Below are 24,482 nucleotides of genomic sequence, written 5' to 3'. Positions count from 1 at the left end.
AAAATCTTTCTGAAAAGGAGGGTATTAACGGAGTCTGTGGCGGAACTCGCTGAGCTCCGGCCCGTAGGCAAACAGAGGGGTTCGATTGCAAGCGGTTTCAGCTATTTTATCGAGGCTCATTAGTTTGCAGAGTTCAGTTTTTAACAACCGAATCGTTTCCGCTGAGCTCAGATAATATTTACTTCCTGATAGATGACCCGCGACAGCTCGCAGAGAGTCGAGAATCGCACCTATTGCTTCCGTAAAGCTGGTAGTGCGGGAGCTAATTACAACTCGCGCGTAATTATCGTAGGCCTGTAACAGCTCTTTGCTGATGCCGCGAACTGCGATGCTTTCGGTGCCGCCCCTTAGGTCGCCTTCCGACGATTCAAGGGCTTCTTGGGTCAAACGAGCGATTTTGTCCTGATAGATATGCGCCTCAAGCAGCGCAATCTCACGGGCGACCTCCTTTTTGCCCCAGGACGTAGCCGGAGAGGCACTTTCATGCCTCTCAATGACTAGGTGGTTGGATTTAGGGCAGTTCATCGTTACGTCTACCGTTGGGGATCTGAACCAGCTCAGACCACATCTCAACTATATGCATCAGGAACGAGCCCTTCAACCAGCAGTAAGCCTATACTTCCCCAAACGCTCATTGGTCCGAGGATTCGCTGGTGTGCTCTTGCCGTGTTTGTGCCACTAGGTTGCAAGTGCCTCCATCGTTGGGCAGAGCGTTCTCGCCTTGTCGGTAATCTCGTGTTCGGCGCATGGCGGTGTCTTCGCGTAGACGGTGAGTCGTCCTTCGTCTGTAGGCAGCCAAAGACTGCTCTTGGCCGGTAGCTGCCCGAGTCACCGGCTGCAATCGGCCAGAAACAGCGACTCGCTTCCATCAGAGTCAGCCCGGGTTCCCCGCAAGCATCAATACCGTGATCTACCCCGATTGTTCGACGCTTCGCCCGTCGCATCTCCCAACCAGGCTAGCGGCCTACGCCTCTCTATCCCCTGCAGTACGGGATAGCACATCGCTCAGGGCCGCCGAAGGACACACTGCGCGCAATAACTTGCGAAACCGCGGGCACGCCATATGGGACGGTGCCGGGCATTCGGCGACGTGCCGGAGCAGGCTGCTCATGGTGGTCATGCGCAGCACCTGCCGATCGAGTTCATCGGCCCGTTGCAGCAGAGTCGGCCGTGCCAGGTCCGGGTTTCTGTCGCTGTCGAACATGCCGCCAATATCTTCCAGCGAAAAACCGGCGGCCTTTCCCAAACCGATCAAGGCAAGCTGGACGATGGTTTCCTCGCTGTACTGTCGCCGCAAACCGATTCGGCAAACGGGCCGGATCAACCCCAGCTCTTCGTAGTAACGAAGCGTGGACGTGGGCACCCCGCTGGTTTTCGAGAGCACGCCAATATCGACGAGTTTCATGCTTGACCTCAAGTTGACTTGAACTTGCATAGTAGGCCATCGCCACTTCGATAGGCAGACATTGCACATGAAACCGAACCCCTCCCACGCAGCCAGCAAACGAACGCTTGCAGCGCTGTCTGGCGCCATACTGCTCGCCTCATTGGGTATCAGCATCGCCACGGTTGCGCTACCTAACCTGGCAACGGTGTTCTCGGCTAGCGTGCAGCACGTGCAATGGGTCGTGCTGGCCTACCTGCTCGGCGTAACCGCCGTCATCGTGATGGCAGGCCGCATGGGCGATCTTTACGGAAATCGGCGCGTGCTGATCGGTGGCATTCTGTTGTTCACCCTCGCCTCTTTCGCCTGCGCAGTGGCGCCGACCCTGGACTGGCTGATTGCCGGCCGCGCCGTTCAGGGGTTAGGTGCGGCCGCACTGATGGCGCTGCCGATGTCGATCGCCAAGACACTGATTGCAAAGGAGCACTTGGGCACATCAATGGGACTGCTCGGAACGATGTCAGCGATCGGAACCGCACTGGGGCCCTCGGTCGGAGGCGTATTGATCGGCGAGTTCGGCTGGCGCTCCGTTTTCGTTCTGCTGACGCTCTGCGGCGCCTGCTTGCTGGCATTGACCCTTGCCAGCATCGACAAAACAGCAGCCGCTGGCACCTCGCCCCGCATCGACTGGGCAGGCAGCGCCTGGCTATCCGCGACGCTGCTCTGCTTTGCGCTCGCAGCCACGGGTGGTCACGCCGGCGTCACTGATCATCCCCAGGCGCTGTTGGTCCTGGCTGGCGCTGCACTGCTGATGTTCATTCGCACCGAGCGGGCCGCGTCCCATCCGCTCATTCCGTTGGCGCTAGTTCGCGGGCGCGGTGTCGTCGCCTCCCTGTCCATGAACCTCGTGGTTGCAAGCATCATGATGTCGACGCTGGTGATCGGCCCTCTGTTTCTATCGTTTGGCCTGGGCCTAAGCGAAACCGGCACGGGCATGGTGATGGCAGCAGGGCCTTGCGCCGCGGCGCTGTCAAGCCTCCCGGCGGGCAGGCTTGCAGATCGATTCGGAACCGACCGGACATTGCTCGCAGGCCTGTCCCTAACCACCCTGGGGCTGTGTGGCTTCGCCGTGCTGCCTATCATTATCGGAGTTCCAGGCTACATTTTGGCGATGCTGCTGATGACGCCAGGCTTCCAGCTATTTCTGGCAGCCAACAATACAGCTGCGATGAACCTGGCAGCGCAAGCGCACCGAGGCGTGCTCTCCGGGCTGCTCGGCCTGTCACGCAACCTGGGCCTAATGACAGGAGCGTCTCTGCTGCCGCTGATGTTCGCCTTGCAGTTGGAGAGCCGGACTTTGGCCGATAATTCCACACCAATGATCAGCAACGCCTTCGCCACTACTTTCCTGGGCGTAGCAGGCCTGAGTCTTGCGACTTTACTGCTCGCAGCGTGGAGGCGGAATTGGCGCGGCGCTGGACAGGTTGTCCGCTAATCACCGGAAACAGCCGGCCGTATGCGACAACTGTCGGCGAGGCGAGTTGCCGCAGACTCCAGAATGGGGCAGCAGAACCGAGAAGTTCAAACCCGGCATGTAATCAGCGCAAGCGTGGCTCACTCGACGCGAACGTCCATTGGTTATTTTCACAGCGGGGGCAAGTCGCCTGCTGCTCGGCATCGATGACCTCGGTATTGCCACAGCGGGTGCAGGCGTAAACGGTGCTCGATGGCACCCGTACGTAGGAGGGGCGGTACTCCAGAGGCAATACGGACAGCCCGAACTTGACGGCCTCTGCCGGGTAAAAGTAGAGACTGACCTCGCCGTCGGTTTCAAGAATGGCCAGCCGTACCTGACCGAGGTGCTCGACACCCTGCTGGCGAAGCTCCATGAAGAACTCGTCGGACGAGATCTTCAAACGCCTCAGGCTATCCAGATCGTAGAGCCCCTCTCTGATGATCGTGACCGGCTCACCTTCCATCCAGATCGAGAATCGCTTGAAGTGACTCATCGCCAGGACGGTCAGGCGATAGAACAGCAGCAGCGAGGCGAACACCATCGCGACCGGCAGAAGAGGTACATCTTCGTAAAAGGAGACATCGCCTGCAGCCGAGCCAAGGGTCAGGATGACGACCAGCTCGAACAGCGACAATTGCCGAATGCCACGGCGACCGCTGACCTTGAGAAAAACGAAAACGACTACGAATGCAAAGAGTGCACGAAGCGCGACTTCTGCTAGAAAAAGCAGGGGGAAATCGTCCAGTAGCATGCGCTGCCAGTCGAACGCGGTCATCGATTAGTCCCTGAGCTGATTGTGCTTTTTTGGACAAGCAAATCAGACAATGGGTCGACTGCTAAACAGGGCGCGGGAAAAGACAGCCTCAGTGGAGCAATTTCTTGTAGCCGCCTGCCATGTGCGGCATGGAAAGCTGATGCCGACCCTCGGCGACGACGATGAGGTGTGCCAGAGGCTGCATAGGGAAGATCGAGGGGAGGATCCCACCGACTGCCTGTTTGACCCGGCAGGTAGCTTCTTGCGCAGACGAACCCGATGATGCCCGAGTCGGCGTCGGTGAACCCTGACTGACCGGACGATACGAATCCGTTGCGCCAAGGCTCTGCCGGGTATCCTGCACCCGGGGATGGCTAGCGCTTCGAAGTCGTTCGCTTCGCTCTTTGGCACCTGCACCTGACCGGCGTGCTCACCACACCGGTCTTTGCATCAGGGCGCCAGCCGCTCGCGAATCCAGGCCTCGCCCTCGTAGCGATAGTTGAGGCGGTCATGCAGGCGGCTGGGCCGGCCCTGCCAGAATTCGATGCGCTCAGGCAGCAAGCGATAGCCACCCCAGTGCGGCGGGCAGTGCGGCGTCTGGCCCTGGAAGCGTTTTTCGGTCTCGGCCAGCAGGCCTTCGAGTTCGGCGCGGTCGCGGATCACCTTGCTTTGCGGCGAGGCCCAGGCGCCGATGCGACTGCCCAGCGGGCGTACCTGGTAGTAACCATCGGATTCGGCGGCGGTGACACGCTCCACGCGACCTTCGATACGCACCTGGCGCTCCAGGCTGGGCCAGAAGAAGGTCATGGCGGCGAAGGGACGGGCCGCCAGCTGACGGCCCTTGGCGCTGTCGTAGTTGCTGAAGAAGGTGAAGCCGCGCTCGTCGAGCCCCTTGAGCAGCAGTACACGGCAATGGGGGCGGCCCTGGTCATCGACAGTGGCCAGGGTCATGGCGTTGGGTTCGACCGGCAGCTGCTCGGTCTTGACCGCGTCATCGAACCACTGACGGAAAAGGGCAAAGGGCTCCAGCGGGGCCTGGGCTTCGCTCAGGCCGTCGCGGGTGTAGTCGCGGCGCATATCGGCCAGGGTTTGGGTCATGGCAACTCCTCAGGGCAAGGCCGGAAACCATTCGCCTGGTTTCCAGTACCTGCCCGCGCAGGGTGGAAATGCCGGCAAGCTTACTCCGACTTGCTGACTTTTCCTTGATCTGCGGCAGCTACCTTGGGCGCATCCTTGAGTTCTGCCTTGGCCGGCTGGCTGTATTTGGCGATCAGGCCCTGCATGGTGTCACGCGAGGTCAGAAGGATTTCCACACGGCGGTTCAGTGCACGCCCGGCGGCGCTGTCGTTGGCCGCGCGCGGCATGTCCGAACCAAGGCCCATGACCTGCAGGCGGTTCTGCTTGAGGCCGCTGAGACGGAAGATGGAGGTCACGGCACGCGCGCGCTGCTGGCTGAGGTCGCGGTTCAGCGCCGCATCACCGCTGGTGTCGGCGTGGCCGAGCACCACCACGGCGATGTCCTCATCGGTTTCCAGCAGTTTGGCTACGCGAGTGATCGGGCCCAGGCTGGCAGGCAGGAGCATGTGCGGGCGATCCGGGTTGAAGGAGCCCTGCACCGGTGCGGTTACCACCAACAGATTTTCCCGACGCTCGAACTCGAACTGGCTGCCCTTGACCGCTTCGCGCAGTTTCGGCTCGTACTCGTCGAGCCAGGCGCGGGTCACCTGAGGTGCAGGCATCGCTGCCGGCTTGGCGACTTCCTTCTTTTCCGAACCGGCGCAGCCGGCGATCAGCAGGCAGCAGGTAAAGGCAAAAATCTTGTTGGCACGCATGTAGCCCCCGAGGTCAAACAGATCTAATGGTCGATTCGTTATGGTTGTTACGGAACGATTGGCGCGAGTTTAGCCGTTCAATCAGATACAGTCCGCAATCTGGCGTGCAAGTTTCTGCGCGCGGGGGTCCATCAAGACGAACGGTCCTAGATTGTTGATCACGAAGCCGAATGCCAGGTCCCGTTCCGGGTCGGCAAAGCCGCTGGAACCACCGGCACCGGGATGACCGAAGGCTTTTGCCCCCATGCCGTAGGTGGCGTTGGCCACATCGGTCTGATCGAGCATGCAGCCGAGGCCGAAACGGGTGCGGGTCAGCAGGGTTTTGTCGTCACCGACACCGTGCTCGCGGGTCATTTCGCCCAGCAGCTCGGCATCGAGCAGGCTACCGTCGAGCAGACCGGCATAGAAGCCCGCCAGGCTGCGCGCGTTACCATGACCGTTGGCGGCCGGTTGTTGCATGCGCCGCCATTCCGGCTTGTTGGTACTGGTCATGATCGACGGCGGGTTGGTGAACGAGCGCGTGGTCATGGCGCTGGCATCGCTCATCATCACCTTGAGCAGGCGCTGCGCGGCGGCATCGCCGAGATTGCCCTTGCCGCGGGCGATATGGGCGACGCGGTCGAATTCGCTGTCGGCCAGGCCGACATGAAAGTCCAGGTCCAAAGGCTTGGCGATGCGCGCAGCAATGCTGTCGCCGGGGCCGCGGCCTTCTACCCGGCGAATCAGCTCGCCGATCAGCCAGCCGTAGGTAATGGGCGCGTAGCCATGGCCATCGCCCAGCGGCCACCAGGGTTCTTCAGCCGCCAGCGCATCGGTCATGGTCTGCCAGTCGTACAGCGCCTCGGCGGGCAGTTGCTGACGCAGCGCCGGCAAGCCTGCCTGATGGCAAAGCAGATGGCGCACGCTGATGCGCTCCTTGCCGGCGGCGGCGAATTCGGGCCAGTAACGCGCCACGGGAGCATCCAGGTCGAGCTTGCCCTCGCCCACCAACTGCAAGGCCACCACGGCAGCGAAGGGCTTGGTGCAGGAGAACAGGTTGGCGATGGTATCGCTGTGCCAGGGCTGCTGGCCGTCCTTGTCCATGACCCCGGCCCACAGGTCGATCACGGTTTCACCGCCGATCTTCACGCACAGGGCCGCGCCCCGCTCCTGCGCATCGTCGAACAGTGCGGCGAACGCATCTCTCACCGCCTCGAAGCGCAAGTCGAAATAGCCCTGAATCTGCACGCTGTTCTCCCGTTTCGCTGCTTGGCCCAATACTGCCGATGATGGCAGCCGCCTATCATGCAATGTTCTGAAACTTCATAAAATAGCGATCTTCGATTGGTTTTTCCTATGCTGAAAAAAGCGCGGCCTGATATGACCGATACGCCCTGAATCCGTGCCAGACCGGAACGCCGGCTAGCGGTACGTGCGTGGTCGTCAGGCCGTCCTGGATTCGACGCTCGGCACAGGAGATACGAGTGCTCTACCTATTGTCCCTGATCGCCCTGGCCGCCGTTATGGCGCCTGGCCTGACGCGCCTGTTGGGCGCTCGCACGGGCTGGCTGCTGATGTTGGCGCCGCTGGTGGCCTTCATCTGGTTCGTTCAACAGATTCCGCTGATCGCCGGCGGCGATGCCGTCGTGCAGAGCATGAGCTGGATTCCGGCCCTGGGCATCAACCTGAGTCTGCGCCTGGACGGCCTCTCGCTGCTGTTTGCCCTATTGATCAGCGGCATCGGCAGCCTGATCGTGCTCTACGCCGGCAGCTACCTGTCCAGTCATGTCCACCTCGGTCGCTTTCACGCCTACCTGCTGGTGTTCATGCTGGCGATGCTCGGCCTGGTGCTGGCCGACGATCTGGTGGCGATGTTCGTGTTCTGGGAGCTGACCAGCATCGCCTCCTTCCTGTTGATCAGCTTCCAACATGAAAAGGCCGTCTCGCGCCGGGCGGCGCTGCAGGCGCTGCTGATCACCGGCGGCGGCGGACTGGCGCTGCTGGCGGGCCTGATCCTGCTCGGCGGTGCCACCGGCAACTGGCAGTTCTCCAGCCTCAGCGCCGAGCAGATCGAAGGCCATGTGCTGCTGCCGGCAATCATCGGCCTGGTGCTGCTGGGCTGCTTCACCAAGTCGGCACAGGTGCCCTTCCACCTGTGGCTACCCAATGCGATGAACGCACCGACACCGGTATCGGCCTATCTGCACTCGGCGACCATGGTCAAGGCCGGCATCTACCTGCTGGCCCGCCTGAACCCGGTGCTGGGCGGCTCCGTCGGCTGGGGCACGCTGCTGATCACCTTCGGCGCCGCCACCGCAGTGCTCGGCGCCTTTCTTGCCTTCCGCCAGACCGATCTCAAACGGCTGCTGGCCTACACCACGGTCACCGTGCTGGGTCAGTTGACCATGCTGATCGGCACCAACACCAGCTATGGGCTGCAGGCTTTCGTGCTCTATCTGGTGGCGCATTCCCTCTATAAAGGCGCGCTGTTCATGGCAGTCGGCGCCGTCGATCACGCCACCGGCACGCGAGAGCTGGCGCGCCTGGGGGGGCTGATCCGCTTCATGCCGCTGACCGGTGCAGCCGTGGCCCTGGCGGCATTCTCCAACGCCGGCCTGCCGCCGTTCTTCGGCTTCATCGCCAAGGAGTTCAAATACAGCGGCCTGATCGAGATGGGTCATATCGGCTGGGCAGTGACCCTGGTGATGGTCCTCACCAATGCCCTGCTGTTCGCCGCTGCCGGCCTGGTGTTCCTGCAGACCTTCCTCGGCAAGCGTGGCGATTATCCACGCGAGCCGCACGAAGTCGGCCTACCAATGTGGCTGGGGCCGATGCTGCTGGCCATCGGCGGCTTCCTGCTCGGCGCCTGGAATGCCTGGCCGGAAACCTGGCTGGTGAACAATGCGGTACAGGCCGTGGCGCGCGGCCCGGTGGATGTGAACCTTTACCTATGGGGTGGCATCACTCCGGCGCTGCTGGCCAGCCTGCTGACCGTATCGCTGGGCGTGCTGTTCTACGTAATGCGCGACCGGGTCCGGCAGTTGCTCGATAGTGCCAACGCGGCCTGGAACGTCAGCGGTGACCTGATCTGGGATCGCCTGCTCAAACGCGTTTTCCACTTCGCCGGACTGCTCGCCGCGCGCTTCCAGCATGGCTCGCTGCGCCAGCATCTGGTGCTGTTGGCACTGGCGGTCGGAGGTCTGCTTGCGGTCGGCCTGCTGCCGGCCCTGCCGCAGCTGCTGCAGGGCAGTTACAGCCCGATCTCGCCGCTGGGCCTGGCCGGCTGCCTGTTGGCACTGGCCGGCGGCGTGGCGGCGGCGTTCCTGCCCGGCCGCCTGACCTTGCTGGCAGCGCTCGGCGCCTGCGGACTGGGGCTGGCGCTGGTGTTCGTCTCGGTCAACGCCCCGGACGTGGCGATGACCCAGCTGATGGTGGAAACCCTCAGCCTGATCTTCCTCGCCCTGGTGTTTCGCAAGATGCCCACTGTGCCGCCCAGCGGCGCCCGCGCGCCCTGGAAGCGCCGTCTGCATGCCTGCGTGGCGATCCTCTTCGGTCTCAGCGTGACCGGCGCCCTGCTGCTGGCGGTAAGCCTGCCGCTGCCGGGCGAAATCGCCCAGTGGTACCAGGCCAACAGCCTGCCGGGCGGTCACGGACATAACGTGGTCAACGTGATTCTGGTGGACTTCCGCGCCTTCGATACCCTCGGCGAAATACTCGTGGTCGCGCTCTCGGCCCTTGCCGCAGCCAGTTTGCTCGGCACCGGCCGACGCTTCGGCGGCGAGCACAGCGGTGAAGACGCCTTCACCTCGCCGCTGCTGCGCCAGGGTCTGCGCCCGCTGGCCTGGTTGATGCTGGCCGCCTCCCTGCTGCTGCTGTGGCGCGGGCATAACCTGCCGGGCGGCGGTTTCATCGGCGGCCTGGTTGCGGCCTGTGGCCTGATCCTGCTGGTACTGACCTACGGCCACGGACAGATTCGCCGCGTGCTGCCGCTGGCGCCAGCGCAACTGATCGGCCTCGGCCTGGGCTGCGCGGCAGGCGCCGGCATCCTCGGCCTGATGACCGGCAGTGCCTTTCTCACCGGCCTCTGGATTTTCCCCGGCGGGCTTCCGCTGGGCACGCCCTTGCTCTTCGATATCGGCGTTTTCCTCACCGTGTTCGGCTCTGCCCTGCACATGATCGACAAGCTCACGGGAGTTCGCCACTGATGGAATGGCTCGCAGCAATCACGACCGGAGGCCTGGCGGGTCTGGGCCTGTGGATGCTTCTGGACCGCAATCTCAAGCGCGTCGTGCTGGGTGTGGTGGTACTGGGTAACGCAATCAACCTAGGGGTTCTCACCGCCGGGCGCTTCTTCGGCGAGCGTCCGGCCTTCGTCGAGGCTGGCAATACCCTCGATGCGGCCAACCCGCTGCCGCAGGCGCTGGTGCTGACGGCGATCGTCATCGGGTTCAGTCTGTTCATCTTCGCCCTGGCGCTGCTCAAGCGCACCCGCGAACTGCATGGCGACAAGACTACCGACTCGGTCAGCTCGATCACCGAGCAACCGGCGCCGGACTGGCACGACAGCGAACATGAGAGCGACGCCCAGGGTGCGGAGGCTCGCCGATGAACCACGCGTTACTGGTTGCACCGATTCTGGTACCCCTATGCAGCCTGCTGCTGGCGATCATCCTGCGCCGTAATTTGCTGGCCGTGCGCGTGCTCAGCCTGAGCGGCGCCGCCCTGTTGCTGGCAGTCGGCCTGGTTTTGGTCTGGCAGGCGGCGCAGGGGATAGTGCTGACCGGCCAGGTCGGTGGCTGGCAGGCGCCGTTCGGCATCAGCCTGGTGATCGACCGGCTGTCGGCGGTGATGATCGCCATCAGCGCCGTGGTCGCCCTGGTCACCCTGCTCTATGGCGTGGCCAAGGACAACGACAGCAAGATCGGCCGCGACTTCCACCTGTTCATCCAGGGCCTGCTGACCGGTATCTGTGGCGCCTTCATCACCGCCGACATCTTCAACCTGTACGTCTGGTTCGAGGTGCTGCTGATCGCCTGCTTCGCCCTGATGGCACTCGGCGGTGGCAGCCGCCGGCTGGCCGGCAGCATGACCTACGTGGCGCTGAACCTGTTCGCCACGCTGATCTTCCTGCTCGCCGCCGGCCTGGTCTACGGCGCCAGCGGCACGCTGAACATGGGGGAACTGGCGGTGATCATGCGCAGCGGCGAAGCGCCGCCCGGCGTCACCCCGGCGCTGCTGCTGATGCTGCTGTCGTTCGCCATCAAGGCCGCGCTGTTCCCGGTATTCGGCTGGCTGCCGGCCACCTACCACGTGGCGCTCACCGCGGTGTCGGCGATGTTCGCCGGGCTTCTGACCAAGGTCGGCGTGTACGCGCTGATCCGCCTGGTGACCCTGCTCTGGCCGGAATACGGCCTGCCCCATCAACTGCTGCTGTGGGTCGCCTGCGCCACCATGCTGGTGGGCGTGCTCGGCGCGGCGGCGCAGACCGAGGTGCGACGCATCCTGTCGTTCCATATCGTAAGCCAGGTCGGCTACATGATCCTCGGCCTGGCCCTGGCCACCCCGCTGGCGCTGGCCGGCGCGGTGTTCTATCTGATCCACCATATCGTGGTGAAGGCCAACCTGTTCTTCATCGGCGGGCTGGCGGCGCGCATCTGCGGCTCCGAGCGGCTGGCCGACATGGGCGGGCTGTACAAGCGCATGCCCTGGCTGGCGCTGCTGTTCGCCATTCCGGCGCTGTCGCTGGCCGGCATACCGCCGCTGTCCGGTTTCTGGGCCAAGTTCCTGCTGGTCAAGGCCAGCCTGGATGCCGCGGCCTGGTGGGCGGCCGGCATCGCGCTGCTGACCGGCGTGTTCACCCTGCTGTCGATGAACAAGATCTGGAACGAGGCCTTCCTCAAACCTCACCCACAGGGTGAAGAGGCGCTGCAAGTGGTCACCGGCATGCGCCCGGCATGGATAGGCATGAGCGCCCTGGCGGTGATGACCGTACTCATCGGCCTGGGCGCCGGCCCGCTGATCGACTACGCCGTGGCGGCCGCCGCGCAGCTCGCCGATCCGCAGGCCTATCTGCAACCCTTCGCTGGCGCAGGAGGTACCTGATGTCGTTTCTCATCCATCTGCTGGCCAGCGCCATGCTGGCCTGGAGCGTCGGCGCCGGGCACCTGGGCGGCGGCCTGCTGGCCTTCGCCCTGCTCTACCTGCTGGTGCGCCTGGCGGGCGTGGCCGTGGCGCGCCTGCGCCGTTACGCGCGCAGCCTGGAGCATGGCGTCAGCTTCTGCCTGTGGTTCATCGCCCAGGTGTTTCTCGCCACCTATCACGTTGCCACCCTGGTACTGGCGCGTCGGGTCGACGTGGAGCCGGCGATACTGGCCTACCCCGTCACCCGCCGCGAAGTGGACAAGGTCACCCTGCTCGGCACCCTGCTGACCCTGACCCCTGGCACCCTGGCCCTGGATTACGACCCGGAGCAGGGCCTGCTCTACATCCACGCCCTCGATGCGCGTCGCCGCGAGGACATGACCGAAATCCTCATCGAGCTGGAGCGCCGTCTGCTGGCCTGGCTCGATGCGAGTAAAGCCGAAGGAGTAACGCCATGACCCTGCACCTGGCCGGAGCAGCTTGGGTATTGCCACTGGCTGCAGTCTTGCTCGCGCTGAGCGGTTTGATCAGCCTGTACCGCTTGCTGCGCGGGCCGAGCCGACCGGATCGCGCGGTGGCCATCGACGCCCTGACCCTGCTGGCGGTCGCCGCCATGGCGCTGTTATGTCTGATGCGCGGCGAGGCACTGTTCATCGACGTCGCCGTACTGCTGGCACTGGTGTCGTTTCTCGGCACGGCAGCCTTTGCCTTCCTGTTCGACGACGCTCACTGCCATATGCCGGAAAAACGCGAGGAACGTCCATGAACGAGATCCAAGCCTGGCTGGCCTCGCTGCTGGTGCTCAGCGGCGCGCTGATTTCCCTGCTCGGCGCGATTGGCGTGCTGCGCCTGCCCGACAGCTACAGCCGCATGCACGCGGCGAGCAAGGCCGGGGTACTCGGCGCGGTGCTCTTGCTGGGTGCAGTAGCCCTGGCCACTAGCGGCGAACTGGCCCTGGAAGCCTTTCTCGGCCTGCTGATTCTGCTGGCCAGCGCCCCGCTGGCTGCGCACGCCATCGCCCGCGCCGCTCACCGCGCCGGCATTCGGCCGACGCTGGGGCGCCTGGGTGATGAGCTGGAACAACGCAACAGAGGCGGTGAATAAACCGCTTAATCTATCTGCCGGCGAAACGGCGGCAAGGCATTGAGAATGGCCTTGCCGTAACGCTGGGTAACCACCCGGCGATCCAGCAGGGTGATGGTGCCGCGATCGGCCTCGGTACGCAGCAGGCGACCGCAGGCCTGTACCAGGCGCAGCGACGCATCCGGCACGGCGATTTCCATGAAGGGGTTGCCGCCACGTGCCTCGATCCACTCGGCCAGCGCCGCTTCCACCGGGTCGTCGGGTACGGCAAAGGGGATCTTGGCGATCACCACATGCTCGCAATAGGCGCCCGGCAGGTCGACGCCTTCGGCGAAACTGGCCAGGCCGAACAGCACGCTCTCCTCGCCTGAATCGACTCGCGCCTTGTGCTTGTTCAGGGTCTCCTGCTTGGACAGGTTGCCCTGGATGAACACACGTTTGCGCCAGTCGCGGTCAAGGCCATCGAACACGTCCTGCATCTGCTTGCGCGAGGAGAACAGCACCAGCGAGCCACGGCTGCCGGCCACCAGGCCCGGCAGATCACGAATGATCGCCGCGGTATGCGCGGCGGCCTCGCGCGGGTCGGCCTTGAGATCCGGCACGCGCAGCAGGCCGGCATCGGCATGGTGGAAGGGGCTCGGCACGATGGCGGTGACCGCCACCTTGGGCAACCCGGCACGCATGCGGTAGCGGTCAAAGGTGCCCAGCGCGGTCAGGGTCGCGGAGGTCACCAGGCAGCCGTGGGCGACATTCCACAGATTGCGGCGCAGAGTCTCGGCGGCGAGGATCGGGCTGGCGTTTACCTCGATGTCGTATAGCGCCCCGCTCTCGGCCAGAGTCAGCCAGCGTGCCATCGGCGGGCTTTCCTCGGGGTCCTCGGCGGTGAAGGCCAGCCACAGCTCCCAGTTCCCCTTGGCGCGGGCCATCAGGCTGCCGAACAGCGGATACCACTCCTCGGCTTGGTGGCTGGCGATACCCACCGCGCCCTCACCATCCATGGCTTCCTTGAGCAGCTCGGTAACGCCAGTGAACAGGTCGTTGAGCTTGGAGAAGCCTTTCTTCAGCTCCAGCCCCAGTTCGGTCAGGTGCTGCGGCACCACCCCGCCGACGAAGCGGTGGCGCGGGCGCTCGCGCCCTTCCATGTCCTCGCCGGCCTTGAAGTCGGCAATCTCTTCACAGGCCGTGAACATGAACTGCTGCTGGGTCTTGAGCTCACGGGCCAGCTCCGGTACCTGTTCGATCAGGCGGCCGAGATCGCCAGGCAACGGATTCTGCGCCAGCAGCTTGGTCAGGTTCTTGTCGATCTGGGTCAGCCAGTCGGCGGTCGAGCGCAGGCGGGTGAAATGGGCGAAATGGCCGATGGCCTTGTCCGGCAGGTGGTGGCCTTCGTCGAATACGTAGATGGTCTCGCGCGGGTCGGGCAGCACCGCGCCGCCGCCCAGGGCCAGGTCGGCCAGCACCATGTCGTGGTTGGTGACGATCACGTCGACCTTGCCCATGCCTTCGCGTGCTTTATAGAAAGCGCATTGCTGGAAATTCGGGCAGTGGCGGTTGGTGCACTGGCTGTGGTCGGTGGTCAGCTGCGCCCAGCGGCTGTCTTCCAGCTCCTCCGGCCAGCTGTCGCGGTCGCCGTCCCACTTGTTGCCGGCAAGCTTCTCGATCATCGCGGTGAACAGCTTCTGCCCCTGCTCGTCGACGTCGATGCGAAAGCCTTCTTCCTCGAACAGTTGGGCCGTGGCGCTCTGCGCGGCGCCGTCCTGCAGCAGGTGGTCGAGCTTGGACAGGCACAGATAACGACCACGCCCCTTGGCCAGGGCGAAGCTGAAATTCAGCCCGCTGTTGCGTAAAAGATCGGGCAGATCCTTGTGCACGATCTGCTCCTGCAGGGCGACCGTCGCAGTGGCGATCACCAGACGCTTGCCGGCAGCCTTGGCCGTAGGAATGGTGGCCAGGCTGTAGGCAACCGTCTTGCCGGTACCGGTGCCAGCTTCCACCGCCACCACAGCGGGGTCGCCCAGGCGCTTGCCCTCATCATCGCTGCGGATGGTGCCGAGCACCTTGGCGATCTCGGCGATCATCAGGCGCTGGCCGTAGCGCGGCTTGAGCGACTTGGCCTCGAGAAAGCGCGAATAGGCGCCCTGGATCTGGGTCTTGAGTTCGGTACTGAGCATGGATTCTGAAACGAAAAAGGCTGGATAAATTTTCAGTATTCGCGGAGCGGCCGCTATCATAACGCGCCAATCGATCTGGCGCAGACCCGTGTGCCAATCGAATGCCGCGAACTGCCCAACGGCCCCGATGGAGACGCCACATGACGCCCTATGCACCGCTCTATGCCCTACACCTGCTCGCTGCTGTCGTCTGGGTCGGGGGGATGTTCTTCGCCTGGATGATCCTGCGTCCGGCTGCGGTCGACGCACTGGAAGCGCCCGCGCGCCTGCGCCTGTGGCTCGGCGTGTTCAAGCGTTTCTTCGTCTGGGTCTGGCTGGCGGTCGCGCTGTTGCCGGTGACCGGCATGGGCATGCTGCACATGAGCTATAGCGGCTTCGACGCCGCACCGCGCTATGTGCACATCATGATGGGGCTGTATCTGGTGATGCTCGCCCTGTTTCTACGTGTTCAGGCGTTGCAGCTGCCGGAGCTGCGGCGCGCCGTGGAGGCTGAAAACTGGCAGGCGGGTGGCGAGGTTCTGGGACGGATTCGCAGGGTGGTGGGCAGCAACCTGCTGATCGGCTTGGCGCTGATGGCGTTGGTGGCCATGCGCCCTTCATTCTGATAGGCGAAGCTGCCTATGTCTGCCGGAGCGAACGCAGGCAGCTGCGATCTAGAAGCGGAACACCTGCACGGCGCCACTGCGTCCTGCCGCACCTTCGCGCCCTGGCTGCCCCGGTTTGCCGTCCGCAGCGCCATCTACGCCGTAGAGCAGGCAGCCCTTGGCCGCACCACCGCGGCCGGGACGCCCCGCCGAGCCAGCGGCCCCACCGGCGCCGCCATCGAGCAAGACCTGCATGCGCTCGACCTCGACATAGTGCGGCACTTCCAGCACCACATTGCCGCCCGGCGCACCATCGTGGCCATCGGTACCGTCCTGGCCATCGTAGCCGGCACTGGCCTGGCCCCAGGTGCAACCACCCGGCTGGCCATGGGCACCATCGAGCCCGGCATAACCAGGCGTGCCCTGACCACCGCGTACATCCAGCGTCAGCGATTCGAATGTCAGTTTGTGCAGCTTGAGACTGATCTCACGGCCCGGCGTCGCTGGCCGGGTATAGGTACCGGCGGCGCCCTTGGCGCTGATCCAGGCGCCGGGGCCGATATCCGCATCCTCGACCACGAGCCGTAGCGGCTGTTCACTCGGCGCCACCCCGATGCGAGCGTCGCGCCCCATCAGCAGTTGGCCGATGCGCAACTCGGTCACCGTCGCCGGGATCATCAGGGTCGCCTGATCCGCGACCTCCAGCCGCTCCAGCTGCAGGCTGCTGCTGGCAACAGGCAGACGCATCAGGGTATTGGACGGGACCTTGACCTGGGGCGCGGCGAGGGACGTACCGGCGAACAAGCAGAGCAACAGGGCGAGGCTACGCATGAGCGGCTTCCTCGATCACTGGCGCTGCGACCGTTGCCGGCTGCTGCTCGGCTTTCAACGGGTAGAGATGGAAAATGCCGAACAGCAACACCTGCACACGGTCCAGCCAAGGATTGGCGCGAGTGCACAGCAGGCCGGAGAACAACCACAACTGCGCCCCATGCAGCGTCGCCAGAAATGCAGCCAACAGATAGACGAGCTGCTCGAACGGAGCCCCCAGACGTTTCGCCAATGCCGCCGCGAACACCAGCCAGAAGACCAATGCCAGCGCCTTGCCCATGATCAACAGTGCTTTCATCCCCGCCCTCGTAGTCGGTTTTTCTACTAGCGCAGCACGTTAACCGGTCGCGGCGTGGACCACCAGAGCGAAGGATTATTTTCCATGACCTAAGGTATCGCCGCCGCGATCGCCTTTCGTTGACTCAGGCGGTTGTGGCTTCGCACAAAAAAGGCCCGACCGATGGAGAACCGGACGGGCCTTGGCGGGTGACACCTTCGTGCAGCGAGGCGTTACGGCTGAGCTTCGACCTCGGCCTCTACGCGACGGTTGATCGCACGGCCATCGGCAGTGGCGTTGTCGGCAACCGGGCGGCTCTCGCCATAACCCACCGCCTGGACGCGACCGGACTCAACACCATACTGGTTGACCAGTACCTCACGAACCGCATTGGCGCGGCGCTCGGACAGCCCCTGGTTGTAGGCATCGCTGCCCACGGAGTCGGTGTGACCTTCAACCACGGTGCTGGTCTGCGGGTATTGCTTCATGAAGTCAGCCAGCGCTTTGATATCGCCATAGCTTTCCTGCTTGACCTGGGCCTTGTCGAAGTCGAACTTGACGTCCAGCTCGACACGGACGGCTTCGGCCGGCTCGGCCACGGCGACTTCCTCGACCATGACCTCTTCTTCGACGACGGCAACCTGCTGAGCTTCGGCGCCATGCACCCAGCAATAGGCTGCGGCCATGCCGGCGCCTACCAGCGCACCACCGCCCGCCCAGGTAGAGCTTTCGATTGCCCCTAACGCTGCACCACCGACACCGCCTACCGCCGCGCAGGTGGGCCAGTCGGTTTTCTGCAAGCCGGCGCAGCCGGTCAGCATGGTACTAGCCAGAATCAGGGGTACTGCGTTCCTTGTGATACTCATACTTTAGGTCTCCAATGTTCATCGGCCCATAACCGACTCAATAGTAGTAAAGACAGGAGTTGTACAATCCGCCAGCTATAGCCGCTTCTGCGGATAATTTTCTCTCACTCTAGGCCTGATACCGACACCACGTTAGTCTTTGCAGACTTTTCGAGGAAGTTCGATGACTGCCAGCCTTAGCACCCGTACTCCGCAGCAGGCCATTGCGGCACTGCTTGCCCGCTATACACCCGAGAAACTGCTGTTGCTCGGGGCAAGTGAACTACCCGCAGTCAGCGCCTTTCACAGCGCCCACCCGCAGTGTCAGGTCACCACCGCACCTGCTGCTCCCCTGGCGCCGGAATTGGCCGCACAGCGCTTCGACCTGGCATTGCTGGTCGACTGTCTGGAGCACTTACCCAAACGCAATGGATTGCAACTACTGGGCGGCATTCGCAACCTCAACGCCAGCCGGGTCGCCGTATTGCTCGACCTCAAGGCTGCCGATTGGCAGGAAACCGACCTGTTCGCCCTGGCCATGCAGGCCAGCGAGCAATTCCAGCGCGAGGGACAGACCCTGCATCTGTTCACCTATGATCTGCTCGATTACAAGCAAGTTCCCGACTGGTTGAACGCAAAGTTCTGGGCCAATCCACAAAACTTCGGCAAATACTGGTGGTAGAGCGATGAACCCACTCGATCCCAATTGCCCCTGCGGCAGTGGCAATCCGCTTAGCCAGTGCTGCGGCCACTATCATGCAGGTACCCATGCCCCCAGTGCGGAGCTGCTGATGCGCTCGCGCTACAGCGCCTATGTGCTGGGCCTGGTGGACTATCTGGTGGCCACTACCCTGCCCATTCAGCAGCAGGCGCTCGATCATGAGGCCATGGCCGCGTGGAGCGCGCAAAGCACCTGGCTCGGCCTGGAAGTGGAGGCCAGTGAGGTATTCGGCGGCAAGCCCGAACATGCACAGGTCGCCTTCGTGGCCCACTGGCATGACGAGCATGGCGAACATCGTCACCGCGAATGCTCCGCTTTCGTTCAGGTGGAGGGACGCTGGTACTTCCTCGACCCGACAGTGCCGCTGAAGGCCGGACGCAATGACCCTTGCCCCTGTCAGGGCGGCCAGAAGTTCAAGAAGTGCTGCGCGCCTTATCTGAACGGTTGATTGGCGTTAATCGCGCTTTCTGCTTGAGTTGAATCGTCCCGCGAGGACGCTCGACAAGGAGAAAGCCATGCACAAGAAAAGTGGTATCGCGCTCATCCTGGCCGGCCTGCTCTTTGGCTGCGCCAACCATCCCGGCGGGCCGCAAGGGCAAACGCTGGATCTGGGCGACAGCCAGCGCGTCAGCCGTCTGTTCGCCTATCCGAACAACTGCAGCGTGATCTGCTACCGCGACTGGACGCTGGAGCAGACGGTGGAACACTACCTGCAGCAAAGCCTCACGCGCGATGGCTACCCGCAGGCCAGCGTTCGCGTCACGCGCAACGGCGAGCGCGTGCAAGCCCACTTCGCGGGCACACCAGCCGAGTACGGCAAGCCCCTGCTGCAACTGCTCGATGCCGGCGAGCTGGCCTATCAGGGCGCCAGTCAACTCAATCGTGACGGCAAATGGCAGTACAACTGGTACTTCTTCCTGCCACTGGGCATGGCATTGGAGAACCGCAAGAGCATCGAACTGCTGCACTTCCCACCGGACTACTCACTGACCCAGGCTCAGGACTATCTGCGTTCGAGCACCACCGACCGCTGGGCCGCCCTGCTCAGCTACAACGGCGTCGCCCCCGAGCAGACGCCGGCCTACCAGACCATCGTCGACATCGCCCCCATTGCCGCCCCGGCCAGTGCCGGCAGCACCCTGGAAGGCGTATACGGTTACTTCAACGACTACCAACGACGCATGGTCGATGAACTCAGCGCTGCCCCGAACGACGCCAGCCTGCCGATGGTCGCCTTCGGCAGCCCGGTGCGCAGCTGGATCAAGCAGCAATACGGGGTAAACCTGCCGGTGCTCGGGCTCGGCCAGATCGACGCAGGGGCCGGCCGGCAGGTCTCGGTACTCGGCGCCAATCATCCCAGCTATATCTGGTACGCCGCCGACCCGGCAAACAACAAGGGCAGCGAGGAGGCCGCCAACGCGGCAGGGATCAGGGTCATGGGGCAGGATCTCAGCGCGGCCTGCTGGCAGGCCGGCATGGGCCAGCAACCAACGCGCGATGCGCAGCAGCTGCTCAATAGCTGTACCCGGAAATGGCAGGTGACGGAGAAACCGCAAACCTGCGAGCTGTTCTTCACCAGCGTGCGCAAGCTCAAACCAGAGCAGGCGCAGGCCAAGTGCAAGGCGAGCTAGCCGCGCTCGACGCAAAAATGCCGTGGCTGCCAGCGCAGCTCACGGCGTTACCCATCAGACGGTCATTCCTGCAGTTTCAGGTGCGAAGTATCCGGTGCGGGTGCTGGGGCCGCAGGCTTGGCCTGGCCCATGTCGCTGCCTACCGGCGCGAGGCTGAATTGCGACAGGTCGACCTGCGGTGCTTTGGGGTCAGGCCTGGCGTCCTGAAGATCGCTGCCTACCGGAGCGATACCGAAATCCGGTGCATCCACATCACTGAACGCCGCCATGTATTCATCACGCGGTGCGACCTGCAAACGCGCCGATCTGGGCGCAGCAGGAACAGCGGCCGGAACAGGCGCAGGCTCGGCTGGCGGCGGTGCGAGTTCGACTTCTTCGACCAGCATGTCCATGTCGACCACCTCGACACGAGCACCGGCCCGCTCGAGGGTCGTGCGGTATTTCTCCGCGGCAGCAGCATCGAGGTTGTTCTTGATCACGATGCGGCGTCCGGAGAACAACTGGGCGATACGTTGAGCATCGGCCTGAAACAGCTTGGCCAGATTGGCCTTGACCAACTCCGGCTGCGCCCCCTGCACCAGTTGCCCGGAGAAGGCGATCTCGTAGCGACTCATGGTCACACTCCTGTCCTATTCGCCGCTCAGTATGGCGCAGGTTCCTTTGCCCTGACACTGCAGACTTCTCATCCATGCCATCGCGATTACCCACTGCGCCACACGCCACCGCTATCGTCTTGAAAATAATGCCTGTTCACCCGTTGCAGCCAAGCGCTTGCTTGTTACACTGGGCCGCAATGGGGGTGTGAAATGTTTTCTCAGGCGCAAATGATAAGAATTATCAGCCTATTGATGTTTTTCGGCCTGCTGTCCGGCCTGACAGGATGCTCCACCTGGATGACAGGTGGCTTCAAGGACCCGGACGTCCAACTCATCAAAGTTGATGTAATCAAGGCCAGGCTGCTCGAACAGGAGTTCAGCCTGCGCTTTCGAATCGACAATCCCAATGGCGTCAGCCTGCCGGTGCGCGGGCTGAACTACAACGTTCACCTCAATGGCATCCAACTGGCAGAAGGTTACTCCAACGAGTGGTTCACCGTGCCCGCCCACGGTCACCACACCTTCGACGTGCCGGTACGCACCAACCTCTGGCGCCACGTGCGGCAGATCGTCAAGGCTCTGGAAAAACCCGACGTACCGATTCGCTACAGCCTCAAGGGCGAAGTGAAAACCGGCATGTTGTTCGGCCGCAGCGTGCACATAGCGCGCAATGGAGAGATAATTCCCGGCGATTACATTCCCGAATAACCTGCATGAGTCACACCATGAGCAACGAACCTCACATCCACGGCCCCGACTGCAACCATGACCACGATCATCACGATCACGGCCATGTACACGGCCCGCACTGCAACCACGGCCATCAGGAGCCGGTTCGCAACGCGCTGAAGGATGTCGGCCGCAACGACCCATGCCCTTGCGGCAGCCAGAAGAAATTCAAGAAGTGCCACGGCGCCTGAGCCGCGCATGGATGCTCTGACCCTCATCCTGCTACTGACCGGTCTGCTGCTGATCGCAGCGCTGGCGGCCTATGCGTGGCACCTGTGGCGCCGCGTATGGGCCAACCAGCGCGCCCGCGACGAAGCGCAACAGGAGCGCCGGCAGCGCATCGGTGGCGATCTGAACATCCTCGCCAGCAGCCTGCTCGACGAGCAACTGCCGCTGATCGAGGGCGCCATCCGCATCAAGGTGCTGCTCGACAACTACGACAGCAGCCTGAGCAATGACAGCCGCTGCCAAGTGTTCCACGTGCTCTTCGAAGCCACCGCCGACGTGCCCACCCATGCGGCCTGGAAAGCGTTGGACAAGGCCGAGAGACGCCGCTTCGAAAAGCGTTTCAACGAGCTGGAACTGCAGCACAAGGCGGCCGCGCGCATTGCCGCACGCTGGTTGCTGGACGAAGGACTGAAAGGGTCTCGGGCAATCGCCTGAGCCCTCTTGCCAGGCCACGATGGCCTTATTACCTTGGCGCCTTTGTGGCCGGTTGCTGCGCGACTGGTCTCGTCTGTTCGCAAACCAAGGAAATTCGCCATGCGCGCGCTGGCCTGCCTGACTCTCGCTGCTTCCCTGACCGGTCTTGCCGGCTGCCAGTCCCTGCTCAACAGCCGTTATGCCGACAGCGTAACGCCCACCCGCGGCGTCGAACGCATTCAGGGCGTGGCCGAGAGCGCATCGGTGCGGCGCAACGCCCTTGGCATGCCGCTGATCGAGTCGGGTACCTTCCACGACGCGCTGTTCGCTCTGGGTTATGTGCATGCCGGTGACCGTCTCAGCCAGATGGTCGGCATGCGCCTCCTGGCCCAGGGCCGCCTGGCTGAAATGGCCGGCCCCGGCGTGTTGGAAATGGACCGCTTCATGCGCGCGGTGAATCTGAAAAAGAATGCGGAAATTCTCTACGCCGATGCCTCGCCGCGTCTGAAACGTTTCTTCGAGGTTTATGCACGCGGTGTCAACGCCTACATGTTCCGCTACCGTGATCGCCTGCCGATGGACCTGGCCGAATCCGGCTACCGCCCCGAGTACTGGAAGCCCGAGGATTCGGTGCTGCTGTTCTGCCTGCTGAATTTCGGCCTGGCAGTGAACCTGCAGGAAGAGATCGCCGCGCTGACCATGGCCCAGCAGGTGGGCGCCGACAAGCTGCCCTGGCTGCTGCCGATCTACCCGGACGAGCCGCTGCCCTTCGCTGAGGCGGAAAAGCTCGCCGGCCTCGACCTGAAGGGCCAGTTGCCGGGCCTGCAGTCCATCTCCCGCACCGCAGCGCAGATCGCCGAGCAGCACATGCTCGGCGTCGCCGCCTCGAACAACTGGGCCATCGCGCCGCAACGCACCCGCGGCGGCAAGAGCCTGTTGGCCAACGACACCCACCTGCCGCTGAGCATGCCTTCGCTGTGGAATTTCGTGCAGATCCGCTCGCCCAAGTACCAGGCCGCTGGCGTTTCCCTCGCGGGCGTGCCAGCCGTGGTCGCCGGCTACAACGGCAAGCTGGCCTGGGGCATGACCATGGTCATGGGTGACAACCAGGACATCTATCTCGAACGCATTCGCCGCGAAGGCAGCCGCCTGATGTATCAGGCCGACGGCAAGTGGCTGCCGGTCGCCGAACGTCAGGAAACCTTCTTCATCAAGGGCCAGCGGCCGGTCCGCGAGACGCTGTACGAGACCCGCAACGGCCCGCTGCTCAACTCGGTGCTCGGCGAGCGCAAACATATGCTGCAACCTCTGCCGTTGCAGAGCGGTTATGGCCTGGCGCTGAAAACCACGCAGTTCGAGCGTGACCAGAGCCTCGACGCGTTCTTCGACCTGTCCCGTGCGCAGTCGGTGGACGAAGCCTTCGAGGCGGCGCGCGAGATCCGCGCCATGCCGCTGAACATCGTCTTCGCCGACGCCCAGCACATCGGCTGGCAGGTCACCGGTCGCTACCCCAATCGCCGTGAAGGCCGCGGCCTGCTGCCTTCCCCCGGCTGGGACGAGCGCTACGCCTGGGACGGCTTCGCCGACCCTATGCTGCATCCCTACGATCAGGACCCACCGCAAGGCTGGCTGGGCACTGCCAACGAGCGCAGCGTACCGCCGGGCTACGGCATGCAGCTGTCGAGTTCCTGGTACTACCCGGAACGTGCCGAGCGCATCGCCGAACTGGCCGGCAACGGCCGGCACGACGGACGCAGCATGATCGCCATGCAATACGACCAGACCTCGCCCTTCGTCGCCAAGCTGCAGGCCATGTTCAGCGACCCGGCCATGCACGACTCGCTGCGCCAGGCCATCGCGGCGCTGCCGGCTGGTCAGCGCGAGCGTGCCGATGAAGCCCTGAAACGCCTGCTCGCCTTCGATGGCAAGCTCGCCGCCAGTTCCGCCGATGCCGCCATCTACGGCGCCTTCCTGCATGAAAGCGCGCGACAGATCTTCCTCGACGAACTCGGTCCGGAAAGCAGCCCCGCCTGGCAGGCGCTGCTGCAAACCGCCAACACTTCCTACTCGGCGCAGGCCGACCATCTGCTCGGCCGCGCCGACAGTCCGTTCTGGAACGACGTCCGCACCCCCGAACAGGAAGACAAGCCGACCATCCTCGCCCGCAGCCTGGCCGCCAGCATCGAGCTGTTGGAGAGCCGCCTCGGCACGGAGCGGCGCAACTGGCAATGGGGCAAGCTGCACACCTACGAGTGGGTGACCGATACCACGCGCATGGCGCCCTACATGAGCGCCAGCCAGCGCACCAGCATCAATGCCTTGAAAGGTTATCTGGATCGCGGCCCCTATCCGGCTGGCGGTGATCACAGCACGCTGAACGTTTCGGCCTACGCCTGGGGCCAGGATTTCAATACCTTCCTGGTCCCGGCCATGCGCATCGTGGTGGATTTCGCCGCCGACGAGCCGCTGATCGGCGTCAACAGCTCGGGCCAGTCCGGCAATCCGGCCAGCTCGCACTATGCCGACGGCATCGACGCATGGCTCAAGGGCGGCTACATGAGCTTCCCGTTCAAGTCGGAAAATCTGGACAAGGTCTACGGCAACCAGCGCCTGCTGCTAATGCCGGCCAAATGATGACCGTTCGTCGGGTTGCGCTGAACCATTTCCACAGCGCCCGGCTCTGAGTAATCGACTTACTCCATAGATCATCGTTTAAGGCGCCTCTGGCGCCTTTTCTTTTGCCCGCAGAAAAAAGATGGCACTTCT

The 24,482-nt window shown here is 63.5% G+C and carries 25 protein-coding genes and 1 pseudogene; 15 read left to right on the top strand and 11 right to left on the bottom strand.

Annotation, left to right across the window (positions count from 1 at the left end; translation table 11 throughout):
- Positions 1–24: 24 nt before the first annotated feature.
- The gene (locus tag DXK50_RS08820; RefSeq protein ID WP_212630052.1) at positions 25–525 is read right to left on the bottom strand and encodes a hypothetical protein; all 501 of its coding nucleotides are present in this window, start codon (positions 523–525) and stop codon (positions 25–27) included.
- Between the two features lie 439 nt (positions 526–964).
- Positions 965–1,405: a helix-turn-helix domain-containing protein gene (locus DXK50_RS08815; protein WP_212630051.1), complete on the bottom strand. Its 441-nt coding sequence runs from the start codon at positions 1,403–1,405 to the stop codon at positions 965–967.
- Positions 1,406–1,472: 67 nt separating this feature from the next.
- On the opposite strand from DXK50_RS08815, the gene DXK50_RS08810 reads away from it, so the two are divergent.
- Positions 1,473–2,879, top strand: coding sequence for an MFS transporter (locus tag DXK50_RS08810; protein ID WP_212630050.1), 1,407 nt, complete (start codon positions 1,473–1,475; stop codon positions 2,877–2,879).
- A gap of 103 nt (positions 2,880–2,982) precedes the next feature.
- Here the strand turns inward: DXK50_RS08810 and DXK50_RS08805 are convergent, their stop codons facing one another.
- From DXK50_RS08805 to DXK50_RS08790, 4 genes are all read right to left on the bottom strand, one after another.
- Positions 2,983–3,675 carry a DUF421 domain-containing protein gene (locus DXK50_RS08805; RefSeq protein WP_212630049.1) on the bottom strand — a complete coding sequence of 231 codons (693 nt, stop codon included), beginning with the start codon at positions 3,673–3,675 and terminating at the stop codon, positions 2,983–2,985.
- A gap of 429 nt (positions 3,676–4,104) precedes the next feature.
- The gene (gene pdxH / locus DXK50_RS08800) at positions 4,105–4,752 is read right to left on the bottom strand and encodes a pyridoxamine 5'-phosphate oxidase (RefSeq protein ID WP_212630048.1); all 648 of its coding nucleotides are present in this window, start codon (positions 4,750–4,752) and stop codon (positions 4,105–4,107) included.
- Between the two features lie 80 nt (positions 4,753–4,832).
- The gene (locus tag DXK50_RS08795; RefSeq protein ID WP_161864402.1) at positions 4,833–5,486 is read right to left on the bottom strand and encodes an OmpA family protein; all 654 of its coding nucleotides are present in this window, start codon (positions 5,484–5,486) and stop codon (positions 4,833–4,835) included.
- 81 nt (positions 5,487–5,567) lie between these two features.
- Positions 5,568–6,713 (bottom strand): serine hydrolase domain-containing protein, encoded by a 1,146-nt coding sequence (locus DXK50_RS08790; RefSeq protein ID WP_212630047.1) that lies wholly within the window; start codon positions 6,711–6,713, stop codon positions 5,568–5,570.
- Between the two features lie 236 nt (positions 6,714–6,949).
- Here DXK50_RS08790 and mbhE point away from each other — a divergent pair, with 236 nt between their 5' ends.
- The 6 genes from mbhE to mnhG are packed head-to-tail and all read left to right on the top strand — an operon-like array spanning position 6,950 to position 12,710.
- Entirely contained in the window at positions 6,950–9,670 is a 2,721-nt protein-coding gene (gene mbhE, locus DXK50_RS08785) for a hydrogen gas-evolving membrane-bound hydrogenase subunit E (protein WP_212630046.1), read from the top strand.
- Positions 9,670–10,074, top strand: a complete 405-nt coding sequence (locus DXK50_RS08780; RefSeq protein WP_212630045.1) for a sodium:proton antiporter — start codon at positions 9,670–9,672, stop codon at positions 10,072–10,074. The genes mbhE and DXK50_RS08780 overlap by 1 nt, the downstream gene beginning before the upstream one ends.
- Positions 10,071–11,567: a proton-conducting transporter transmembrane domain-containing protein gene (locus DXK50_RS08775; RefSeq protein ID WP_212630044.1), complete on the top strand. Its 1,497-nt coding sequence runs from the start codon at positions 10,071–10,073 to the stop codon at positions 11,565–11,567. The genes DXK50_RS08780 and DXK50_RS08775 overlap by 4 nt, the downstream gene beginning before the upstream one ends.
- Positions 11,567–12,064, top strand: a complete 498-nt coding sequence (locus tag DXK50_RS08770) for a Na+/H+ antiporter subunit E (protein WP_212630043.1) — start codon at positions 11,567–11,569, stop codon at positions 12,062–12,064. The genes DXK50_RS08775 and DXK50_RS08770 overlap by 1 nt, the downstream gene beginning before the upstream one ends.
- A complete protein-coding gene (locus DXK50_RS08765) occupies positions 12,061–12,372 on the top strand; it encodes a monovalent cation/H+ antiporter complex subunit F (protein ID WP_161864408.1) in 312 nt (103 codons plus the stop codon). Before DXK50_RS08770 ends, DXK50_RS08765 begins: the two co-directional genes overlap by 4 nt.
- On the top strand, positions 12,369–12,710 hold the full coding sequence (gene mnhG / locus DXK50_RS08760; protein WP_024307398.1) for a monovalent cation/H(+) antiporter subunit G: 342 nt from the start codon (positions 12,369–12,371) through the stop codon (positions 12,708–12,710). The genes DXK50_RS08765 and mnhG overlap by 4 nt, the downstream gene beginning before the upstream one ends.
- A gap of 5 nt (positions 12,711–12,715) precedes the next feature.
- Here mnhG and dinG read toward each other — a convergent pair whose 3' ends face one another.
- Entirely contained in the window at positions 12,716–14,860 is a 2,145-nt protein-coding gene (gene dinG, locus DXK50_RS08755) for an ATP-dependent DNA helicase DinG (protein WP_161864410.1), read from the bottom strand.
- A 140-nt stretch (positions 14,861–15,000) separates the two neighbouring features.
- Here dinG and DXK50_RS08750 point away from each other — a divergent pair, with 140 nt between their 5' ends.
- The gene (locus tag DXK50_RS08750) at positions 15,001–15,465 is read left to right on the top strand and encodes a CopD family protein (RefSeq protein ID WP_161864411.1); all 465 of its coding nucleotides are present in this window, start codon (positions 15,001–15,003) and stop codon (positions 15,463–15,465) included.
- 48 nt (positions 15,466–15,513) lie between these two features.
- On the opposite strand, the gene DXK50_RS08745 is transcribed toward DXK50_RS08750, so the two are convergent.
- From DXK50_RS08745 to DXK50_RS24910, 3 genes and pseudogenes are all read right to left on the bottom strand, one after another.
- Positions 15,514–16,275, bottom strand: a complete 762-nt coding sequence (locus tag DXK50_RS08745; RefSeq protein WP_212630042.1) for a collagen-like protein — start codon at positions 16,273–16,275, stop codon at positions 15,514–15,516.
- Positions 16,268–16,573, bottom strand: a complete 306-nt coding sequence (locus tag DXK50_RS08740; protein ID WP_212630041.1) for a DUF1145 domain-containing protein — start codon at positions 16,571–16,573, stop codon at positions 16,268–16,270. The genes DXK50_RS08745 and DXK50_RS08740 overlap by 8 nt, the downstream gene beginning before the upstream one ends.
- A 212-nt stretch (positions 16,574–16,785) precedes the next feature.
- Positions 16,786–17,139 (bottom strand): annotated as a pseudogene (locus DXK50_RS24910) (OmpA family protein); the annotation flags it as partial.
- Positions 17,140–17,581: 442 nt separating this feature from the next.
- Between DXK50_RS24910 and DXK50_RS08730 the strand changes: the two are divergent.
- From DXK50_RS08730 to DXK50_RS08720, 3 genes are all read left to right on the top strand, one after another.
- Entirely contained in the window at positions 17,582–18,079 is a 498-nt protein-coding gene (locus tag DXK50_RS08730) for a DUF6231 family protein (protein WP_212630040.1), read from the top strand.
- Positions 18,080–18,083: 4 nt separating this feature from the next.
- Positions 18,084–18,566 carry a YchJ family protein gene (locus tag DXK50_RS08725; RefSeq protein ID WP_212630039.1) on the top strand — a complete coding sequence of 161 codons (483 nt, stop codon included), beginning with the start codon at positions 18,084–18,086 and terminating at the stop codon, positions 18,564–18,566.
- Positions 18,567–18,633: 67 nt separating this feature from the next.
- Entirely contained in the window at positions 18,634–19,749 is a 1,116-nt protein-coding gene (locus tag DXK50_RS08720; protein ID WP_212630038.1) for a hypothetical protein, read from the top strand.
- 62 nt (positions 19,750–19,811) lie between these two features.
- On the opposite strand, the gene DXK50_RS08715 is transcribed toward DXK50_RS08720, so the two are convergent.
- Positions 19,812–20,363, bottom strand: a complete 552-nt coding sequence (locus tag DXK50_RS08715; RefSeq protein WP_161864417.1) for a hypothetical protein — start codon at positions 20,361–20,363, stop codon at positions 19,812–19,814.
- Positions 20,364–20,555: 192 nt separating this feature from the next.
- Between DXK50_RS08715 and DXK50_RS08710 the strand changes: the two genes are divergently transcribed.
- From DXK50_RS08710 to DXK50_RS08695, 4 genes are all read left to right on the top strand, one after another.
- On the top strand, positions 20,556–21,053 hold the full coding sequence (locus DXK50_RS08710) for an LEA/WHy family protein (protein WP_212630037.1): 498 nt from the start codon (positions 20,556–20,558) through the stop codon (positions 21,051–21,053).
- A 17-nt stretch (positions 21,054–21,070) separates the two neighbouring features.
- Entirely contained in the window at positions 21,071–21,265 is a 195-nt protein-coding gene (locus tag DXK50_RS08705; protein ID WP_024307387.1) for an SEC-C metal-binding domain-containing protein, read from the top strand.
- A 7-nt stretch (positions 21,266–21,272) separates the two neighbouring features.
- Positions 21,273–21,737, top strand: coding sequence for a DUF2489 domain-containing protein (locus DXK50_RS08700; protein ID WP_024307386.1), 465 nt, complete (start codon positions 21,273–21,275; stop codon positions 21,735–21,737).
- Positions 21,738–21,836: 99 nt separating this feature from the next.
- Positions 21,837–24,350, top strand: coding sequence for a penicillin acylase family protein (locus DXK50_RS08695; protein ID WP_212630036.1), 2,514 nt, complete (start codon positions 21,837–21,839; stop codon positions 24,348–24,350).
- Positions 24,351–24,482 lie beyond the last annotated feature (132 nt).

It is taken from the genome of Pseudomonas sp. KB-10, assembly GCF_018221585.1.
Lineage (GTDB): Bacteria > Pseudomonadota > Gammaproteobacteria > Pseudomonadales > Pseudomonadaceae > Aquipseudomonas > Aquipseudomonas yangonensis.
Note: the sequence above shows the minus strand (reverse complement) of the source record. Positions and strands in the feature narration are given on the sequence as shown.

Bases quoted from the DNA above. Each gene is read 5' to 3' on its own strand.
- DXK50_RS08705 (WP_024307387.1), top strand. From the start codon at position 21,071: ATGAGCAACGAACCTCACATCCACGGCCCCGACTGCAACCATGACCAC.
- DXK50_RS08810 (WP_212630050.1), top strand. From the start codon at position 1,473: ATGAAACCGAACCCCTCCCACGCAGCCAGCAAACGAACGCTTGCAGCG.
- DXK50_RS08780 (WP_212630045.1), top strand. From the start codon at position 9,670: ATGGAATGGCTCGCAGCAATCACGACCGGAGGCCTGGCGGGTCTGGGC.
- DXK50_RS08740 (WP_212630041.1), bottom strand. From the start codon at position 16,573: ATGAAAGCACTGTTGATCATGGGCAAGGCGCTGGCATTGGTCTTCTGG.
- DXK50_RS08805 (WP_212630049.1), bottom strand. From the start codon at position 3,675: ATGACCGCGTTCGACTGGCAGCGCATGCTACTGGACGATTTCCCCCTG.
- dinG (WP_161864410.1), bottom strand. From the start codon at position 14,860: ATGCTCAGTACCGAACTCAAGACCCAGATCCAGGGCGCCTATTCGCGC.
- DXK50_RS08795 (WP_161864402.1), bottom strand. From the start codon at position 5,486: ATGCGTGCCAACAAGATTTTTGCCTTTACCTGCTGCCTGCTGATCGCC.
- DXK50_RS08720 (WP_212630038.1), top strand. From the start codon at position 18,634: ATGCACAAGAAAAGTGGTATCGCGCTCATCCTGGCCGGCCTGCTCTTT.
- mnhG (WP_024307398.1), top strand. From the start codon at position 12,369: ATGAACGAGATCCAAGCCTGGCTGGCCTCGCTGCTGGTGCTCAGCGGC.
- DXK50_RS08710 (WP_212630037.1), top strand. From the start codon at position 20,556: ATGTTTTCTCAGGCGCAAATGATAAGAATTATCAGCCTATTGATGTTT.
- DXK50_RS08815 (WP_212630051.1), bottom strand. From the start codon at position 1,405: ATGAAACTCGTCGATATTGGCGTGCTCTCGAAAACCAGCGGGGTGCCC.
- DXK50_RS08750 (WP_161864411.1), top strand. From the start codon at position 15,001: ATGACGCCCTATGCACCGCTCTATGCCCTACACCTGCTCGCTGCTGTC.
- DXK50_RS08695 (WP_212630036.1), top strand. From the start codon at position 21,837: ATGCGCGCGCTGGCCTGCCTGACTCTCGCTGCTTCCCTGACCGGTCTT.
- DXK50_RS08700 (WP_024307386.1), top strand. From the start codon at position 21,273: ATGGATGCTCTGACCCTCATCCTGCTACTGACCGGTCTGCTGCTGATC.
- pdxH (WP_212630048.1), bottom strand. From the start codon at position 4,752: ATGACCCAAACCCTGGCCGATATGCGCCGCGACTACACCCGCGACGGC.
- DXK50_RS08715 (WP_161864417.1), bottom strand. From the start codon at position 20,363: ATGAGTCGCTACGAGATCGCCTTCTCCGGGCAACTGGTGCAGGGGGCG.
- DXK50_RS08745 (WP_212630042.1), bottom strand. From the start codon at position 16,275: ATGCGTAGCCTCGCCCTGTTGCTCTGCTTGTTCGCCGGTACGTCCCTC.
- DXK50_RS08725 (WP_212630039.1), top strand. From the start codon at position 18,084: ATGAACCCACTCGATCCCAATTGCCCCTGCGGCAGTGGCAATCCGCTT.
- DXK50_RS08770 (WP_212630043.1), top strand. From the start codon at position 11,567: ATGTCGTTTCTCATCCATCTGCTGGCCAGCGCCATGCTGGCCTGGAGC.
- DXK50_RS08730 (WP_212630040.1), top strand. From the start codon at position 17,582: ATGACTGCCAGCCTTAGCACCCGTACTCCGCAGCAGGCCATTGCGGCA.
- DXK50_RS08765 (WP_161864408.1), top strand. From the start codon at position 12,061: ATGACCCTGCACCTGGCCGGAGCAGCTTGGGTATTGCCACTGGCTGCA.
- DXK50_RS08775 (WP_212630044.1), top strand. From the start codon at position 10,071: ATGAACCACGCGTTACTGGTTGCACCGATTCTGGTACCCCTATGCAGC.
- DXK50_RS08820 (WP_212630052.1), bottom strand. From the start codon at position 525: ATGAACTGCCCTAAATCCAACCACCTAGTCATTGAGAGGCATGAAAGT.